The organism is Reyranella sp., from assembly GCF_965279465.1.
In the GTDB taxonomy this organism is placed as follows: Bacteria; Pseudomonadota; Alphaproteobacteria; order Reyranellales; family Reyranellaceae; genus Reyranella.
Genome location: NZ_OZ257242.1, coordinates 5886784 through 5905010, shown reverse-complemented (window position 1 = coordinate 5905010; position 18227 = coordinate 5886784). Strand labels below are relative to the sequence as shown.

Annotated in this window: 12 protein-coding genes and 1 tRNA gene; 5 read left to right on the top strand and 8 right to left on the bottom strand. The window is 59.9% G+C overall.

The features are described from left to right. Positions 1-503: 503 nt before the first annotated feature. Complete coding sequence (locus tag ACQY8M_RS28750) at positions 504-1232, bottom strand: ATP-binding cassette domain-containing protein (protein ID WP_428663113.1); 729 nt, start codon at positions 1230-1232, stop codon at positions 504-506. Positions 1233-1249: 17 nt separating this feature from the next. After that, complete coding sequence (locus ACQY8M_RS28745; protein ID WP_428663110.1) at positions 1250-2050, bottom strand: ABC transporter permease; 801 nt, start codon at positions 2048-2050, stop codon at positions 1250-1252. 426 nt (positions 2051-2476) lie between these two features. Here ACQY8M_RS28745 and ACQY8M_RS28740 point away from each other — a divergent pair, with 426 nt between their 5' ends. Beyond that, a complete protein-coding gene (locus tag ACQY8M_RS28740; RefSeq protein WP_428663108.1) occupies positions 2477-3343 on the top strand; it encodes a polysaccharide pyruvyl transferase family protein in 867 nt (288 codons plus the stop codon). Between the two features lie 346 nt (positions 3344-3689). Here the strand turns inward: ACQY8M_RS28740 and ACQY8M_RS28735 are convergent, their stop codons facing one another. The 5 genes from ACQY8M_RS28735 to ACQY8M_RS28715 all read right to left on the bottom strand — a co-directional run bounded on the left by ACQY8M_RS28735 (position 3690) and on the right by ACQY8M_RS28715 (position 12600). Beyond that, entirely contained in the window at positions 3690-4499 is an 810-nt protein-coding gene (locus ACQY8M_RS28735; RefSeq protein WP_428663105.1) for a hypothetical protein, read from the bottom strand. 104 nt (positions 4500-4603) lie between these two features. Further along, positions 4604-5395, bottom strand: coding sequence for a class I SAM-dependent methyltransferase (locus ACQY8M_RS28730; protein ID WP_428663103.1), 792 nt, complete (start codon positions 5393-5395; stop codon positions 4604-4606). After that, positions 5373-9305, bottom strand: coding sequence for a glycosyltransferase (locus tag ACQY8M_RS28725; protein ID WP_428663100.1), 3933 nt, complete (start codon positions 9303-9305; stop codon positions 5373-5375). The genes ACQY8M_RS28730 and ACQY8M_RS28725 overlap by 23 nt, the downstream gene beginning before the upstream one ends. Positions 9306-9445: 140 nt before the next feature. Then, positions 9446-11074 carry a hypothetical protein gene (locus ACQY8M_RS28720; RefSeq protein WP_428663097.1) on the bottom strand — a complete coding sequence of 543 codons (1629 nt, stop codon included), beginning with the start codon at positions 11072-11074 and terminating at the stop codon, positions 9446-9448. Positions 11075-12526: 1452 nt separating this feature from the next. Further along, positions 12527-12600: transfer RNA gene (locus tag ACQY8M_RS28715), tRNA-Gln, on the bottom strand. A gap of 439 nt (positions 12601-13039) precedes the next feature. Between ACQY8M_RS28715 and ACQY8M_RS28710 the strand changes: the two genes are divergently transcribed. Together ACQY8M_RS28710 and ACQY8M_RS28705 are read left to right on the top strand one after the other, a co-directional pair. Then, complete coding sequence (locus tag ACQY8M_RS28710; protein WP_428663095.1) at positions 13040-14113, top strand: Ppx/GppA phosphatase family protein; 1074 nt, start codon at positions 13040-13042, stop codon at positions 14111-14113. A 4-nt stretch (positions 14114-14117) separates the two neighbouring features. Continuing rightward, entirely contained in the window at positions 14118-14810 is a 693-nt protein-coding gene (locus ACQY8M_RS28705; RefSeq protein WP_428663092.1) for an RlmE family RNA methyltransferase, read from the top strand. Positions 14811-14960: 150 nt separating this feature from the next. On the opposite strand, the gene ACQY8M_RS28700 is transcribed toward ACQY8M_RS28705, so the two are convergent. Continuing rightward, positions 14961-15965, bottom strand: coding sequence for an SGNH/GDSL hydrolase family protein (locus ACQY8M_RS28700; protein ID WP_428663089.1), 1005 nt, complete (start codon positions 15963-15965; stop codon positions 14961-14963). Positions 15966-16106: 141 nt separating this feature from the next. Here ACQY8M_RS28700 and ACQY8M_RS28695 point away from each other — a divergent pair, with 141 nt between their 5' ends. Together ACQY8M_RS28695 and guaB are read left to right on the top strand one after the other, a co-directional pair. Further along, positions 16107-16616 carry a DUF1993 domain-containing protein gene (locus ACQY8M_RS28695; RefSeq protein WP_428663087.1) on the top strand — a complete coding sequence of 170 codons (510 nt, stop codon included), beginning with the start codon at positions 16107-16109 and terminating at the stop codon, positions 16614-16616. Positions 16617-16739: 123 nt separating this feature from the next. After that, positions 16740-18203: an IMP dehydrogenase gene (guaB, locus tag ACQY8M_RS28690; RefSeq protein WP_428663085.1), complete on the top strand. Its 1464-nt coding sequence runs from the start codon at positions 16740-16742 to the stop codon at positions 18201-18203. Positions 18204-18227 lie beyond the last annotated feature (24 nt).

Below are 18227 nucleotides of genomic sequence, written 5' to 3'. Positions count from 1 at the left end.
GCTGGCGCTTGAGATATTCGTGGCCGTTGATGCAGAGCTTGGCATTGTACGACCATCACCAGGTCGACGCCGTGGTCGGCCACGAACTGCTCGATCGCCGCGACGAACGCCGTCGTCATGGGCGCCACCGCAGCCGTCGACGCGAAGCGCTGGCCGTGATGTTTCCTCAAGTAGCCCGCCACCGCTCCCGCCGTCTGCAGGTGCGGCACGTAGGCATTGAGATACATACAGTTGGGTCCACTTCAGCCCGACATGAGCCGCACGTTCCGGCAGGATGTCCTTGATACTGTCCCATTGGTCATCGCGAATGGCGTAGCGACGTATCAGTCAGCTCCCGGCACCCAACTGTCAGCATGAGTTTCGACAGGCCTTGAGCAGGTCGAGCCAGCGAACAAGCAGCATCGACGCCGACAACGCAAGATCGATTCAAAATCTGGACCGAGCGGATTCCGCTATTACGCACATTCTCCGCCGAATTGAAGACAGGCTAGACCAAACCCGAATTAGATCAAGAAATCGTCGTCTTCATTGGGCTCGCTCTGCTCTTCCACTACCCCTCTTCTATAAGGGTCTACTGGCTCCGCCGGCAGTCTCTCAAACAGGGCGATAGCATCTTCCAACGAATCGAAGAGAAAAATCTGCCCTTCATGCAGCACAACGCCTTTTCCGCCGAATTCACGTGCGGCACGAGCGCTTGATGTGGCAAATATCATGCCTGATTCGCGGCGTCGCCGTTCAAACACCTCTGTAACGCGCTCCCGCACCACTCCCTTCCCTGTGGGAATTCTAGAGTCAAACAGGTAATAGTCGCACGGGAGACCATAGTACAATCCGTAAGAAAAAAGCTGTCGAACCTGTCGCGGCAATGAAACGAGAGGTATGCTCATCACCTCCTTTATGCCGACAAATTCGACAATGAAGGCCTCCAAGTGGGATGGCTCAACGTGAAAGACCGTCGCCAGACGGCGAACCAGTTGCTTTCCAACCACCGAGCCGCGAGCCGAACGCATAAGGTCGACTGGCGGCGAAAGGACCCCCCGACGCTCCACCCACCCCGACGTCGGAGGTTTGATTCCGCTCATGACATGGAGAAGTGTGGTCTTGCCGGAACCAGGGTGTCCAAGGATCACATATTGCGCCCGCCGCGGGATCAGCCAATTCACGTTATCCAGGACGGTCCGCTTTTGCGATGCCTTGCCAACAATCTTGGTTACCGAGTGGAAGACGATCACCGCTCAACCTCGTCGGGCTACCTGACGTAGCGTAGCGTAGAATAGTGGACCAAGATGCCAAGGAAAAGAGCGCCGACCGAACATCCAATGAGGTAACCCACATCGAGAGTGTGGATGGGATATCGGCCATAAAGTCCCAGGCGAAACCACTCTATGGCGTGAGCAGTCGGAAACCAGACAACGATGCTCCTCAAATAAGGTGGCATCAGGTCGACCACCCAATAAATGCCCGACATGAGCATGAGAAAGCGGCTGAATCGGGGGTATATGTATTTCCAAATAGTAAATCGTCGATACACAACCGAATTTATCAAGCCGACCCCAACCCCGAGCATTATAAGGAAGAAGCAGGCCGCCAGGCAAATGCCCAACGAAGTCGGAACCGCTTCTTGTTGCCCGCAGAGCCACAAAATGACGAACCAAACGAGTGCGCTGGCAACTATGATCGCTGCTTCCGATGCTGACGAGGCGATAACCAGCTCGGTACTGCTTACGCGCGGCAACCGCCTCGCGGCCTCGTATTGCACTCGCGTTCGGGCCGAAACACGCAGGAACATATAATAAGGGAATACGCCGGATGAATAGAAAACCCAGACGGATGTCCCATATTCGGGAAAGCGGCCCCTGAATACGCCTCGCATCAGCACGAGCAGCAAGACGAGCAGCAGCGGCTCGCAGAACGCAAATATCGCCGCCATTCGGCTTCCGCGAAAACGCGCACCTGTTTCAAGGACCATCAGGTAAGTGATCACCTGGCCCCAATTCTTCAGCGCTGTAAGGTAGTCCTTTCGAAGGGGTCGCGCGGCGATCATCACCATTCCCGTCTGATGTATCAGGACTGCTTGGGAAATAGTCATTGTCCTGCTGTCGTGTCAATATGACAGATTTCCCGACGCCGAGGACGCAAGATTTGCTCCAATGATGCAAGAATTGTTCTCGACGTCGAGCGACAACAGAACTGCATCACCTGGCGCCAGCGACTTGCACCGCCCTCGGTTTCATTTTTCGGCAGTGCCCGGATGCAACTCGCCAGGCATCGACATGGAACTGCATCTGGTTCCGGTTTTGTTTGCGTTTGAGGTTTATCAGGTATGAGGGGCTGCGCGAATGGTAAGTTGAGCGCCGCCTTGGTGAATCTTTTCGGTTGCGCGTTGGACCCCTTCAGGTCATATCTCGCTGAGGATTTTTGTGATCCCCGCCGCATCACTCTCATCTGATCGCATTCGCAATGCTTGGGGAATAGTATGTACATTGACAGCAGTGTCGTCGTCGGTTCCTGGGCGAGGGGCGGAAAAGTTGGAAACAACTGGGGCGATCTGCTGAATGGGCATCTCATGCACAGCCTTTCGGGTCGCCCCGTGGTTCATGTGCGTGATGTGAAGGGGTGGGCGGGCCGTCCAGTTTATCGGGTCATCGGCAGCGGCCTTGGCTCCATGAAATCCTACCACGTCATTTGGGGTATGGGGTTCATGGACGGTGTCGTTGTCCCCTCGGAAGCGGCGTCGATGATTTGCGCAGTTCGAGGGCCGCGGTCCAGGGCGCGCCTCCTAGAATTGGGTATTGGCTGCCCGGAGATCTACGGGGATCCTGCAGTATTGTATCCGATGATTTACAATCCCAAGGTGGAAGCTGTTCATGACTTTGGGATTGTTCAGCATTTCAGAGAGTCGAATAATGCACTTGAACCGGTGAAGCCTCCCCAAGGTGCGACTTCCATAAATATTGATATTTGTTCCGGTCTGAAGACCGTCGTTGATCAGATCAAGTCTTGTCGGGCGATCATATCGAGCTCTCTTCACGGTTTGATCTGTGCTCATTCTTATGGAATTCCCGGGTATTGGCTCAAAGCCAGCGATCTTCCAAAAGGCGACGATTTCAAGTTCTTCGATTATTACGCCTCAATCGGTTTCAATGAGGTCGAGCCTGCGGTTGTCGGTCCGGACGGAATTGTCGATTTCCGGAATTGCCCGGCCATGCCGACAGAACCGTTAATTCGATTTCGTGCTCTTATCGATAGCTGCCCGTTTGTCGATCCGATGAGGAAGGACGAGCTTATTCGTGCGTTTGGAAAGCGCAAGAAAGCAGGGGCCCAGGGAACGATTTTCTTGTAGGTTGTGGCGCGGCCATTAGGGGAAATCGTGCCGGACAGATGTTGGCGTGAGTTTTTTCCACCCGCGCTGGTTACGCGTGCACGCTGATAGGTGTCCGAAGAATAGGAGCAGCGGCGTAATTGCGCAGGATGCTGTGTTGCACGGGCGCAAAGGTTAAGCCGAGCTTCAATTTCGAAGTCAGCGGCGCGATGGGGCGCCGACCGATCCATTGTTCCTTATGTGTAGCCGACGGACATGGGCCATGCCCACATCCTCGACATGGCGATCGGCCCCGTGATGTCGACCTGCAGGTCATGGCCTGAGGCGGAGGGCACTGCAGGCCCAGGCCGCTCGATTCGCGCTCGGCCTAAGTACCTAAATTCCGGAACACGGGGTTCTTTCGAATTTCATTGAATAACTCTGGATTCGTGTAACGATGAAGGGCCGGAGTGGAGGCGGGGATTCGAAGCTCGGTAATGCGTTGTACAACATGCATCCTCTTCTCTCCAATGATCTCGTAAGAGATATTGATGCCGTTGTTGACGACATATACGGCACCTCGAAATGGAAGAGGAGCGAGAATCCTATTCGATTTGGTCGTATTGTCCAAAAGTCGCGTGTGCGATTGCGTCTTGGTGAACAGAGACGTGTCGTTCTCGCCGTCACCTTGCGGAAAGTCTTGGGGTTCCAAATAGACTATTCCACTGCTGCCGCATATTTTGTGGAAGGGTGAGTTCCAGACGCCCGGAATCGGGGCAATGAAGCCGCTTCGAAAATCCAGGGCATAACCCTCGTTCACGTAAAAACCGGCGTTGTTGCTTTTTGTGAGAACGTGCTCTACGCATTTGCGATGGATGAGATCGTCAGCATCCAGGGCCATATAATAGAGTGGGGCCAGGTGCTGAACATGTCGGGCGATGACCAGCCGCTTGCGATGCTTGTCGGCGCGGAATTCCTGACTGGACGTTGGCGGTGTATAAGTAACTTCGAGCCAGATCACGTTAGGATGACGCGCGAGCGCCCGCTCAGGGCGGACGTGACCGCACACGACGGCCATGTAGTCGCGGCTCGTCTGGCGGGCGACGGATTCCAGCGTAAGTTCCAAGAGTAGATCGATCCGCAGGCGCTCTTCTTCGTTCTGCGGACACTTCAGCGGGATGGCGAACACCACCTGCATTTATTGCGTTTCCTCTCCAGCAGCTTTAAGACGATCCCGGAAGGCGGGAACGGCGTCACAAGCTCGCCTTCCCGGGAAGTCAAATGCAGTTTTGCTTCTTGGAATCAATCCATCACGGCATTGTCCCTGGCGGCCTTTTTGTCTCGCATTACGAGCCGCGCTCTGCGTCCAAAAATTTGAGGAGATCTGGTCACGTTGGAAAACATGGATGTGGTCTCTGAATAATAGAGCTTGTACATATTTGAAGGGCAGAGCCAAAGTCGCTTCGAATCGATCATGAAGGCGCAAAACGCGTCTCCGCGGCTTTTGACCTCTTCGACGACTGCCTCCGTAACTGCTGGATGAGTAGGCGAAAGATAGTCGTTGCAGACTACCACTCCTTGGGACGAGACCATGTCCAACGCCAACGCAACGTCATTACGGCAGGTGGCGTAGTCATGTCCTCCATCAATGTAGACAAACCGCGGGCGACTGTCGCCGATGGCGCTGAGGATCGTAGAACGGTCAGCAACCGTATGTGCCTTTATGATCTGGACCTTATCGACGAGCTTGAGTTCGGAAAGATTATTCTGGAAGACGGCTGGATCATTGTATTGCTTGTGGGTCGGCTCGCGCAAGTCGAATAGGTCGACGGCGAAGACCTTCTCATTCGACCTGGCCATGTTTGCCAACAGAAACGTTACCCGGCCTCTCCAGACACCGATATCGAGCAAGTCGCCTCCGATGTCGTTCGCTCGCTGCACATCGTCTACGAAAGCCATATACATGGCATCTCTCGGCGTCAGATAGCCCTCGATTCGAGCCATGTCGCGCTTAAGATAGTCGCGGACCTGCCGTACACCAGCCCTGTATCGGCCAGTTTCTTCATAGAAGTTACCCTTGATCGTCCTTGCCATGCTTACTCCCCCAAACAGAACTCGAATCACTTAGCACAGTAAGACCCAATTGCTTCAAGCGTGCGACGTGGGCGCCATAGCTGAAGTGATCGCGAACGAACTCGAAGCCCCGGCGGCTCAGTTGCTGAAAGAGATCGGGTGCATCGTAGATGGAGCTCACAACCGAGCCGACATCCTGGGGCTCGCAATAGGTCACGCTGTCACCGAACAGGGGCTCGAAGCTTCGTGGCAAGATGACGACACAGCCCGAGGCCATGGCTTCGATTACTGTACGCCCGAACGCCTCGACCCGCAGAGGATGGTGAAAGAACACGAAGAAATCGACACCCTGCAGAAATTGCTGAGGAGGGACTGAATTGAATGGATATACCGTCCAATTTTCCGGAGGGGTGGCACCGACGAGGCCCGCTATGGATCCGATACCACCGAGTATTCGGACGTCGAACTCGGCGCGTGCTGGATAGGCACCGAAAAGATCCTCGAGCCGATCGGGCCATTTCGTATAGTCGTCCCGCGAGTGGCGACCGATGACCGGGCGGTCGGAAACAAAGGCGGTGCGAGGGGCGCCCCACTCATCGAGATCGATTATATTGAACCAGTCGGTTTCCGTCATGTCCTGGGAGCGAATGAACGGCTCCACGGCTTCCCGGACACTCGGTCCGATCGGCGCCCAGAAATGCGGGACGCCGAACAGTGCATCGATATTTTCCGAAACGGTGCGTACATCGTAGCGCCGATCCCGCGAATCCTTCTCCGTCGGTGGCTGGTTGAGAACGACACGAACGCTCTTGGCCCGTATGCCGCTCTTCAATCGTTCTGCAAACTGAAAAACGCCGGGATAGCGAATGGTCAATATGTCTGCTTCCACCTGGTCCGCGAGATCGATCCAGTCGACAGCACCTGCCGAAATCAGTTCCTGCACCTTCGGATCTATGAACTCTTTGTGCAGGAATCCTTTCCGGAATGCGCCGACCTGGCAGATCGCCGTCGTGATTCCCGCGGCGACCTGGCACTTCATCTCTTCGATTGTGGAGACGGTGTTTCCGCCCGCCATTCGAAAGTCGCTGATCATCACGACATTGTAGTGGCGCGGCGCCGGTGCCGGCGTTGCCTCCACCAATGACGGCCGGTCGGGTGAAAGGGACAGGGGGATGCTGAATACCCTGGAAGACGGATCGAGCTGGACGTAGGGGCTCGCTTCACCACCGGAAATCTTGTCGTGCCACGCCCGCCAGGCGCTTCTGTAGACTTTGCGCTCGTGTGAAAACCAACCGCGGCCCAGGGAATTTGCGGTAAGCGCCTGGTCGTGCATGAGGCCGAATGCCAGCGGCAACTCTATGGCGACGAGGCTCTGCTTGCCGAAGGCGAGTTCCATCCGGTGCTTGAACTCGGAATCCGCACCGGTACGAACGGAATCATAGTATCCGATTTTTTCCAGGATGGATCGGCGACGATACAGCAGCGATGACGGATTTTCATAGTTCAGATATCCTGCGGCGCTGAACATCTGGAACTCCAGCATCGCCGAGCTGCGTACCCAATTCGAATAGCACGCGATGTCCTCGTCCCCCAACGCTTCGACTTGACACTCGATCTTTCGCGGATGGGACCAGTCATCCGAATCATGGCACGTAACGAACTCGCCGCTGGCGACGTCCAGGCCTCTGTTCTTGGAGGCGTAAGTACCCATGTTCTTGTCGTTGCGGAGAACCTTCACGCGCGGGTCCTGGAGCTCCCATCGTTTCACGTGCGCAAAGCTTTCCGGCGTGCTGCAATCGTCGACGATTATCAATTCCAGGTTCCGCCAGGATTGGTCCAGAACCGCTTGCACGGCGACGTCCAGATCCTTTTCCGGGTTGAATGTCGTCATCAGCACGGTGACCAGCGGACCGTCGGCAATGAACCGATCAAGCGGCCCGGTGGCGAGACCGCCGAACGCCGTGGCGGCCTTCGTGACGCGAACATCCTCCAGGCCGTTCTTGCGATAGAGGAGATTGAGTGCGTACAAATGCTCTCTCGGGGGGACGGTAAGGTCGCCGGCCCGGATGACGTTAGATGCAAGCAAGGCGAATTCGATGGGATGAGACTGTTGAAGCCCCGACGATTCTAGCGCCGATTGGGCCGCCGCCACGTCGCCCGCCTTTAAATGCAGCAGGATCAGCTGGATCCAGTCGATTTCGCGAAGCTCCGCGCCGTCGGTGGCGCGGACTGCGCTGTAAATGTCCAGGGCGTGCCTTGGATCTTCCTCCGCCAGGCCCTGGTTCGCGACCGCTCGCGCGAGCGAGAGGAGGGCGCGATAGTTGGGGGCGGCGATACCCATCGCGGCTCTTAGATTGGAGCCGGCCTGGGTCCGGCAAAGACGCTGGCAAACCCCGAGCAATCCTTCGAAATCCAGCGCCCCCTCACTGGCGACTTGAGCCAGCAGCTCGCGCGTGCGCCAGCTGCGTTCCCGGAGAGCCTGGCGTTCCAATCCCAAAATCTGGCCACGAAGGACAGAAAAGTAATCATTGAAGCACGCGGCCGTCTGAAGGGACGCCCCGTAGCGTGAGCTGCGGACGAACGACGGCCGTTGTGCCCCGGGCACGCTCCGCTTTGTGCCCTTGGCTGCAGCGGGATCCTTGCTCTGTTCCGGGCGGGCCACGGTATTTGAAGAAGCGCCTTTCGATGAGACGGCTTTCGACGAAGTCGTGCTCGGTGAGGAAGGCTTTGCCGGAGGAGCCAGTTGCTTCAACACCCGCACGTAGAGGTCGAGGTCGCGACCACAAGCCGGCTCGTAGATTCCCATGCTCGTGATCTCTGCACGACTGAACTTGTGCAGCTGATCCCTGACGTCCGGCTTGGTGCTCTTCAGGGAATCGGCGATCATCTGGCGCCACTGCGGCCCCGCGGCTGCGAGCTTCTGGAAGGTTTCTTGAACAATGTGACGCAGCGCCACGGTGTCGGCGATCGTGTCGAGTGCAAACTCGAAGCCAGGCTGGCTGTTCGGATCCCTTAAGAGCGATATATCCTCGATGATGAAGTCCAGACCTTCCTCATCTGGCTCGAAATGGCGCTGGACGAGGCGCTCGCCATCGCCTTTCAGCAGATCTGCTCTCAACAGTTTGGCTTTGCTGCGAGCGATGCTTTCGAGCCCGTGAAAGCTTTTCGCTTCGGCGGCGCCCCGCGCAAACCGTACCGTCGCCATTCTCAAGGCGATGCGTTCCGCCATGAGGCGACGGACTACCGTCCGGAGATCGTCCTGCGCCGAAAGCGTTTTCCGCTGATTCTCCAGCTTGACGTCAGTCAGCAGGTACGGCGTTGAGGTCGCGTCGAAGGTAAAGGCAAGGAAAAGTGATTGGCCTTCTGAATTTTCGGCAGAATTCGCCGACGCTTGAATGGATGCGCGGCATTCCCTGCTCAAGGCGATCGTGTGGCGTCTGGGTTTCTGGTCGATGACGACGTCCGACGCAACGGTCGTGACAACCTTTATTTCCCTGGCGACGCGGCGGAGGATTTGAATACTGCGGACAAGTCCCTTGACGCCAACGATGCGATTTTCGACCGGCCAGCGGGCGGCGGCGGTAAAGCTGAGGAGATTGACCGGTGTCGCCGCAAGCCGGTCCACGTCAAGCGCTGCTTCCACTCGTGTCCATCCCTGGGCTCCCGAAACTTCAAGAGCAGGCAGATGAACGCGATCTTGGGTTTCGATCTCGACACAACGGGCTCCCGCTCCCGATGCCTCGGTTTGGGTGGTGAGATACCAATCACGCGCCAAACGGCTTCGACGCGTCCGCGGCTTGAATTCCCGCCCTGCAGGCCACTCGGCAAAGTTCCCGTTCTTGACGATATCCGAGGGTTCAGCGGGGACTGGGCCGTCCGGAACGCCAGCGGTCGGGACTGACTGACCAGAAGAGAGGAGGGCATCGGTCATTTGCTGGGTCCGGGGCCGTTCTGCTAGGCGCTCAACAACAAAGGCGAACAGCCACGTCGAGTCGACCGCACTACATATCTGCCATACCGATCATTTAACATGGAATTTCCGATCGCTTAACATGAATTCGCGGGTGGCCATTAAGTCAGATGCTCTCGCAGGGAGCGGATCAAAAGCAGCCCGACAAGCCAAACCAGGAAAAATCCGAAGGCTGCGACACCGATGGAGAGGAAGCGCGCTGGATACGTCGAGCTCTGGGGCAGAGCGGGTCTCACATATGGCGTCACGTAGACGTGCTGCTGTATTGCGTTGGCCTTTGCTTGGGCAAGACTCTGCATGGCCGATATTGTCTGGTTTTGAGCAAATTGCCGTTCGAGCTCCAATTCGTCGTACTTCGCCACGACCTTCGACAGGGGATTGTTCGACCCCAGCCCCCGGGCGTTCGCTACCTCAGATTCAACCTTCGCCAACTGCTCCGTCGTCGATTTGATGCGCGCCTGCAGGCTTGCGCCGAGCGAAGAATTGGCACTCAACTGCTGACTCCGGAGGGAGCCGAACTCGGTCTGGAGCTGAATCAGGTTTGCGCGAAGCGTTTGCGCCATGAGGGCGTTCGAGGTCACAATGCTGGACTGAGGATCGATCAGCATCTCGGAGTTTCTGAACTCCGTCATCTGATTGCGGACATTGCGCAAGCGGTCTTCAGCCTTCTTCAATTCGCCTTCTGCAAAGACGACCGCATCGTGCTGTGGACGCATCGCGATCTCGTTTATCAGTTCTTCCGACATGCGAGCAAGAGAGTTGGCAATCAAATAGGCATCTTCCGGTGTGAACGCCCGGACTTCGACGCTCCCCAAGCCCGTGATCTGGTCGTAGCTTGCCGTCATCATGCGCTGCCAATAGGAAACAAATCTTTCTATCGGCCGGACCTTGTTGAAGCGCGCCCACCAGTCGATATCGGGACTGCTGTAGCGACTGATGATATCGATCCGCTTTTGCAGCTCATCTATGGCTTGGCGGCTCGCGACGAAATCGGCAACCATGTAATTTTCTGAGGGATTTGGCGTCGCCGACATCCCGATCAGAGATGTCATCCCGCCGCCGGCTGCTCCGCTCGATATGCCTGACGCGGCCATTTGCGCATCACGCACCGTATATCTGAAGCCCGACGCATACTGATTGCTGGCGTAGCCGAAGAAATAAACCGCAACCAGTGCCGTAGGAAGGACCACGCAGATCAAGAACGACAAAAGTCCAGCATGTGAGCGCTTCCGCCCACGTCTGGGCAGCGACGCGACTTGCATCTTGTAGAGGAGTTCCGCAGCATCGCCGGCGGGCGGCTGCCTGAGTCGTGGAGTGGGACTGGCCCGATCTTCGTTGCCCGCTTTCGCGAGCGTCTTGCCGCCTTCATCGCCGGGCATCACTCGGCCAGCCGCCGCGTCTCTCGCCGCCGAACGTGCCCGTCTGGCCGCGCGAGCCGCCCCGGGTGCGAAGGCTTCACTTCCCGTGGCCGGACCCCCGTGCTCTTTTCTGCCGTCGGCAGCAGGCTGAACCGAGCCGCCGCTTTCGGCCGAGGAAGACCTGTTTGCATCGGACGACTGCGTGTCGGCGGACTCAAGCAGCGCGAGTTGACGCCGCCGCCGGATGCGTTCCGACCTGGCGGCCGAGCTTGCCGTTTCTCCGCCTTGAGCGGCTGTTTCTCCGCCTGGAGCGACGGAATCGGTCGGGGATTGAGCCAGAGCTACGCCTCGCAATTTTCCAGAATCAGACATGAGTTCCTAACCCCAAAAAACCGCGAGCATTAGACCAAAGATCCATTCCACGCTCAAATCTGAGGCTCCAATGATGCGTTGCTCCGCTGTGTCTATGATGGTGCATTTATCTCGTGGACAAGGCTCCGAATGTCACGAGTGCTGCAGAGGGCCAGCTTTGGTCACAGCTGCGCTGGCGCTGTGGACTCTTAAGCTAAAGGGCCACCCTGCAGTCCGCAACCTCGATGGCATTTCACTGCGACGCTTTGCTGTTGCTGGCACCGGCCCTACCTTGGCCTCTCGAGGATTGACACAATCTGCTTCCGTGGAAACTCGGCCTGTTCTTTGTGTCCCGTTCCCCACGACCTCCGCGGCGAAGCTCGATCCCCCCACGCGGCAGCCGCAACAGGCATCTTGCGAACGACGGTCAAGTGTCTGCTTGTCTGCCGAAGGAACTCACATAGCCAGGTTTAGGTTCCTCTCTCGATCAGCCCATTATTTGCGCACCTGCCGTCCACGGTGCCTCAAAAAACTCTCACCTCATCCTTCCAAAGAGACTAGAAAGCTGGGGCGATCTGAGGCCTTTGCCAAAAGGATGTTCCTGACGGCCAAGCAACATCTTTGCCAATCATTGTACCGCATTTTGCAAACAGTGGCCACGCCTGCCCCGGCATACCGGCCACCCTGGGGCGAGTGGGTGCCGCCGCCGCGCTAGTTGGTTTTCGGACTGCCAATTGCGGGTGCGGACGTGCTCGGCGGAGGACCGATGGTCGATCCGAACGGCGTCCCTGTCGTGCTTCCAAAAGGCGAGCCAAACTGGCTGCCGATTGTCGAGTTGTAAGGTTGGCCTGGGGGAGGGCTATAGACTGGCGGCGGTTGAAAGGCGGGGTCTGAATCGGCCGATTTCGATTGCGCCATGCAGGGAGTTGCGAAAAGCGCCAGCGCACCGGCGATCGCCAAATGAAGGGACGGCTTGATCACGTGCATGGGTGGAGCCTATTCGAACTGGTCGTGCTTTGCCATGGGGCCGCGAACCGGCTCCGACGCGGTTGGCATCGTGATGAGGTGCGAACCCCACTCGACAATTATTTTGGCGGCGCGGTCGACTAAGCCGGTATATCGGGCGTCAACCGATGATCGACTGGTTCCAGGCCGCGGCGGTAGCTCCAAACGAAGGTTCCGTACGTGGGATTCTCGCTCTTCGTGATCCAATGAGAATCCGGCACAGTATTGCGCGCCGAATTCGTCGAAAGATCGAGGATTCTGGTGCTCACGGGTGACAATTGGATGTCAAACACCAATTCAAACGTCGTTTGGCCGATGGCATTCGGCACAAAGTTCGTCAGTCAGAAGGCATCTGCAGGCACCCGCACGTAGCCGGTGTCCGCAAGTTCCAATTCGATTAGCGGTCTCCGCGACAACCGAATCGCATAGCGCAGGGCGGAACCGTTCGCGGCTTCGGCTCGTCCACAATGGCTGGGGGACCAGGATTCGAACCTAGACTAACCGGGTCAGAGCCGGTTGTTCTACCGTTAAACTATCCCCCATCGGGCGCCGGAAACACCGGGCAGGCGGGTGGATTTAGCGACGCCGGGCGGTCTTTGCAAGAGTTTGCTCGCAGTTCCCGAAATGCCGCCAAAAGGATTGTCCGACCCGCCACTTTGCCGTGGGATGTTGAAGGCGGCAGTCGGCAGTGGATAGATCATGCGGATGGCGGCGGCCTGCTGGTGGCGTCGAGGGCTCGACGCCCGGGTCGGTCGATTGATTTCCCGGTGAATCCCAACTTACTCGTCGATCGGAGCTGGCTGGAGCCGCGTCGGAATCACGCCTTCCCGGGTCGACGCGCGAGTGCAACATCAGAACGATCTACCCGAGATCGAGGCGCCGCTCGCCGCTTTCTTCGCGGAGGCGCATGGATGCGCGATCCTGGTCTTTGCTGCAGGGCTTGTGTCGGTTACCATTGGTCCAGGGAAGCGAGAGCTTACAATGGACTCCACGCCACGGCAGGGGACAAGGGGAGGCTGGCATAGTGGGCGCTTTGCGCACACGTTCGCGGCGATCGACCTTGGCACCAACAACTGCCGGCTCCTGGTGGCGCGAGCCTCCGTCGAAGGCTTCGACGTCATCGACGCCTATTCCCGGCCGGTCCGGCTGGGGGAGGGGGTGGCGTTGAGCGGGACGCTGTGCAGCGATGCAATCGATCGCACGCTCGATGCGCTGGATGTCTGCGCCGCCAAGATCGAGCGCAATCGCGTCACGCGCGCGCGGCACATCGCCACCGAGGCCTGCCGCCGCGCCTGCAACGGCGAGGATTTCCTCGCCCTGGTGAAGGCGCGCACCGGCCTGTGCTTCGAGGTGATCCCGCCGTCGGAGGAGGCGCGGCTTGCGGTGGCGAGCTGCGAGAATCTCATCGACCCGGATATTCCCCATGCGCTGCTGGTCGACATCGGCGGCGGCTCGACCGAAGTCAGCTGGCTGCGCATCGGACGCAAGTCCGGCGGCTGCGGCGGCCTGGCCATCGAGTTGATCGACATGATGTCGGTACCGTGGGGCGTCGTCACGCTGACCGAATCCTGCGTCGTCGGCCAGCCGCGTGGCGAGCCGGTCGCGCGCACCTGCTACGACGACATGGTGGAGCGGATCCGGGCGGGGTTGAAGCCGTTCTGCGCCAGGCATGGTATCGGAGGGGCGATCGCGCGGGGTGAGGTCCAGATGATCGGCGCGTCCGGCACGGTCACCACCGTCAGCGCCCATCATCTCGGGCTGAAGCGCTACAACCGCACCATGGTCGACGGTTCGCGCATAGGCCGCGAGTCGATCCTGCGGATCTGCGACCAGCTCTCCGTGCTCTCGGTCGCGGAGCTCACGACCCTGCCCTGCATCGGCAGCGACCGCGCCGACCTGGCGCTGGCCGGCGGCGCCATCCTCGAAGCCATCTGCCGGCAATGGCCGGCGCCGATGGTGCGGGTCGCCGATCGCGGCCTGCGCGAGGGCGTGCTGATGGACCTGATGCGGCAGGCCGATCGCGAATCCGATCCGCGTCACCAGCGCCCCTGCTGACGCCATGAGCCAGGGTCCCAAGGGAAGTCGGCCGACGGGCAGGGCAGCCACCGTGCGCGTCAAGACCGCGCGCGGCCGCACGACGTCCTCGCAGCGCTGGCTGCAGCGCCAGCTCAACGATCCTTACGTGCTGGAGGCCAAGAAGCGCGGCTACCGCTCGCGTGCTGCCTTCAAGCTGCTGCAGATCGACGACCAGTTCCGGTTCCTGAAGGTGGGCGCGCGGGTGGTCGATCTCGGCGCCGCGCCGGGCGGCTGGACCCAGGTCGCGGTGGAACGGACGAAGCCGGAGCGCGGCGGGGCGGTGGTCGGTATCGACATCACCCCCGTCGAGCCGATCGCCGGCGCCACGGTGCTCGCCAAGGATTTCTACGACGACGATGCGCCGGCGCTGCTGCAGGAGCATCTCGGCGGACCGGCCGATGTGGTGCTGAGCGACATGGCCGCTTCGGCAACCGGCGATTCGCAGATCGACCATCTGCGAATCATGGGCTTGGCCGAGGCGGCGCACGACTTCGCTGCACAGGTACTGAAACCGGGCGGCACCCTTGTCGCCAAGGTCCTGCGCGGCGGCACCGAGCGCACGCTGCTCGATCTCCTCAAACGCGATTTCGCCAAGGTGCGGCACGTGAAGCCGGAATCGAGCCGAGCCGATTCCGCGGAGATGTACGTCGTCGCCACCGGCTTCCGCCGAAAGTGATCTTATGCTGGGAGCGCCAGTCTCCGGACCCGCTCATGATTCCGAGCGGGTCTGAGACCCGCGCTCCCAGCAAGATCATGAGAAGACGCGTCACTCGAGTGACGCGTCTCCAGCGTATGACGATGATCTTTCAATAAGTCCCGGCGCCGATCAGCAGCCCTTGCTCTCGGTGCGGCAGAGTTCGTCCAGCATTGGCAGCAGCTCGCGGATCATGCCGTCGGCAAACGCCGTATCCGCCTTGGCGTTGGGATGCGGGTCGGGGACCGTGACCCACAGGCTGGCTGGGTCCATGTTCTCGACCGTCGGCAGCAGGTCGACGAAGCGCAGGCCGTTCTCCTCGACGACTTTCTTCACCTTCGCGGTGACGTCGGCGAACGGATAGGGCTTCAATTCGCGGAGCTCGGGCAGGTGGAAGACCACGATCTTGACGCCCGTCGTGCGGCTCACCTCGGCGAAGCCCGCGATTGCCTTCTGCGTTGCCTTCCAGCCGGGCGCGTTGTCCTCGTAAAGATTCCGGTAGTACTGCTTCCAGTCAGGTCGTGGGCCGAACTGGCGGATCAGCGAATCGAGCCGGTAGTTCAGCACGATCCACGCCGCCGAGTGCAGGTCGAGCCAGCTCTCCTTCGGATAGGTCGGCATCGGCTCGCCATCGTTGATGAAGTAGGTCAGCACGACGATGTCCGGCTTCATCTTCAGGCCGGTGTCGACGAAGTTGGTGAGTTCCTGCGTCGTGTTCCAGTTGCCGACGCCCTCGTTGAAGCCGTCGACCTTGCGGCCCTGCTTGACGAGTTTCTCGATCACCTGGTGCGCGAAGGTGTCCTTCTCGGCCACGCCCCAGCCCATCGTCGTCGAATCGCCGACGAAGGCGATGCGCGCGACACCGGGCGCTGCCCGCTCGTCGATGGCCGGTCCCCTGAAGCCGTGCGACTCGGTCCGTACACCGACGTTCATCAGCGTCGTATTTCGGTCGGGTCCGTGCTTGTGGCCCATGTCGGGACGCAGGTCGCGCACCTTCACGTCGGTGGCGTACTTCCACATCTCTAGCTCGTACGATACGCCGTCGTCGACGAACAGGCGCGTCATGACTTCGAGGAGGAGGGCGCAGACGACCAGGACGACGGCTACGAGGATGGCGTTCTTGAATGCGCCCTTCATCTTCGACGGTATCTCCATTCTCGCGGTGTGGCCAAAAAAGCGGCGGCACCATACGCCTCGCGCAGACCGATTTCCAAGCTACGCAATCGTCGCGTCCGCGAATAGGTTTGCCGCCTTCTGTCCCAATAGGAGGAGTTCCTCATGGTTTTCGGCATGTATGCAGCATCGGTTCCCGTCTACCAGCGCCAGCTCGGCGCGATCTCCAAGGTGCTCGAGAAGGGCTCTGCCTGGGCCGCTGCCAGGAAGGTCGACGAGGCCGTCATCATGGGCACGCGCCTGATCCCCGACATGCTGCCGTTCAGCCGTCAGGTGCAGATCGCCTGCCGCTTCGCCGAGGAGAGCGTGGCCCGCCTGGCGGGCGCTGAGGTGCCGAAGGCGCCGGAGAATGCCGAGAAGACCCTCGCCGAGCTGCGCGCGCGCATCAAGGCGGTGCTCGACTTCATCGAGGGCTTCAAGCCCGAGCAGATCGACGGCAGCGAAACCCGCGAGATCACGCTCACCATCGGCGGCAACCCGATGACGTTCACGGGCGCGCAGTATCTCACGCACATGGCGATGTCGAACTTCTATTTCCATTGCACCACCAGCTACGCAATCTTGCGCCAGTGCGGCGTCGAGATCGGGAAACGGGATTTCCTCGGCAGCATCTGAGCTTCTGTGGACAAGCCGTCATCGCCAATTCGCTTGGTTTGTCCGCGGCAATGTGTATAACGGCTCGCCAACCCGGCGGCCCCCAAAGGGGCCGCCGTTTTGTTTCTCCTCCCGGAGGTTGGCATGCTGTTTCAGGAAGCGCTCACATTCGATGACGTCCTCCTGAAGCCTGCTGCTTCGTCGGTGCTTCCCACCCAGACCGACACCCGCACACGGCTCACGCGCACCATCGAGCTCGGCATCCCGTTGATGTCGGCGGCGATGGACACCGTCACCGAAGCACCCATGGCGATCGCCATGGCGCAGGCCGGCGGCATCGGCGTCATTCACAAGAACCTCGATGCCGAGGCGCAGGCCAACGAGGTGCGCAAGGTCAAGAAATTCGAATCGGGCATGGTGGTGAATCCCGTCACCATCCACCCCGAGCAGACGCTGGCCGACGCGCTGGCGCTGATGGCCGCGCACCAGATCTCCGGCATTCCGGTCGTCGAGCGTGGCAGCGGCAAGCTGGCCGGCATCCTGACCAATCGCGACGTGCGCTTCGCCACCGACAACTCCACGCCGGTGCACGCCCTGATGACCAGCGAGAAGCTGGTCACCGTGCGCGAAGGCGTGACGATGGAGGAGGCCAAGAAGCTCCTGCATCAACGCCGCATCGAGAAGCTGGTGGTGGTCGACGGCGACTATCGCTGCATCGGCCTGATCACCGTCAAGGACATCGAGAAGGCCAACCGGTTTCCCGGCGCCGCCAAGGACGAGAAGGGCCGCCTGCGCGCGGCCGCGGCGACCGGTGTCGGCGACGACGGCCTGCATCGCGCGCAGCTGCTGATCGATGCCGGTGTCGACGTGATCGTGGTCGACACCGCGCACGGCCATTCACGTGGCGTGCTCGACGCGGTGACGCGGGTGAAGAAGCTCAGCAACTACACCCAGGTCATGGCCGGCAACGTCGCCACCGCCGAGGGCGCCAAGGCGCTGATCGACGCCGGCGCCGACGCGGTGAAGATCGGCATCGGTCCGGGCTCGATCTGCACCACGCGCATGGTGGCGGGTGTCGGCGTGCCGCAGCTCACCGCGATCCTCGAGGCCGCCGAGATCTGTCGTGCGGCCGGCGTGCCGGCGATCGGCGACGGCGGCATCAAATATTCGGGCGACCTCGCCAAGGCGATCGCCGCCGGCGCCGACTGCGCCATGATCGGCTCGCTGCTGGCGGGCACCGACGAAGCGCCGGGCGAAGTGCTGCTCTACCAGGGCCGCTCCTACAAATCCTACCGCGGCATGGGCTCGATCGGCGCCATGGCGCGCGGCTCGGCCGACCGCTACTTCCAGCAGGAAGTCGAGAGCTCGCTGAAGCTGGTGCCCGAGGGCATCGAGGGCCGCGTGCCGTACAAGGGCCCCGTCGGCAACATCATCCACCAGCTGGTCGGCGGCCTGCGCGCCGCGATGGGCTACACCGGCAATCCCGACATCAAGGGCATGCAGACCAACCGCCAGTTCCTGCGCATCACCGGCTCGGGCCTGCGCGAGAGCCACGTGCACGACGTCGACATCATGCGCGAGGCCCCGAATTACCGCGGCGGGATGTAGTCATTTTCCATTTGAGCTTCCCTC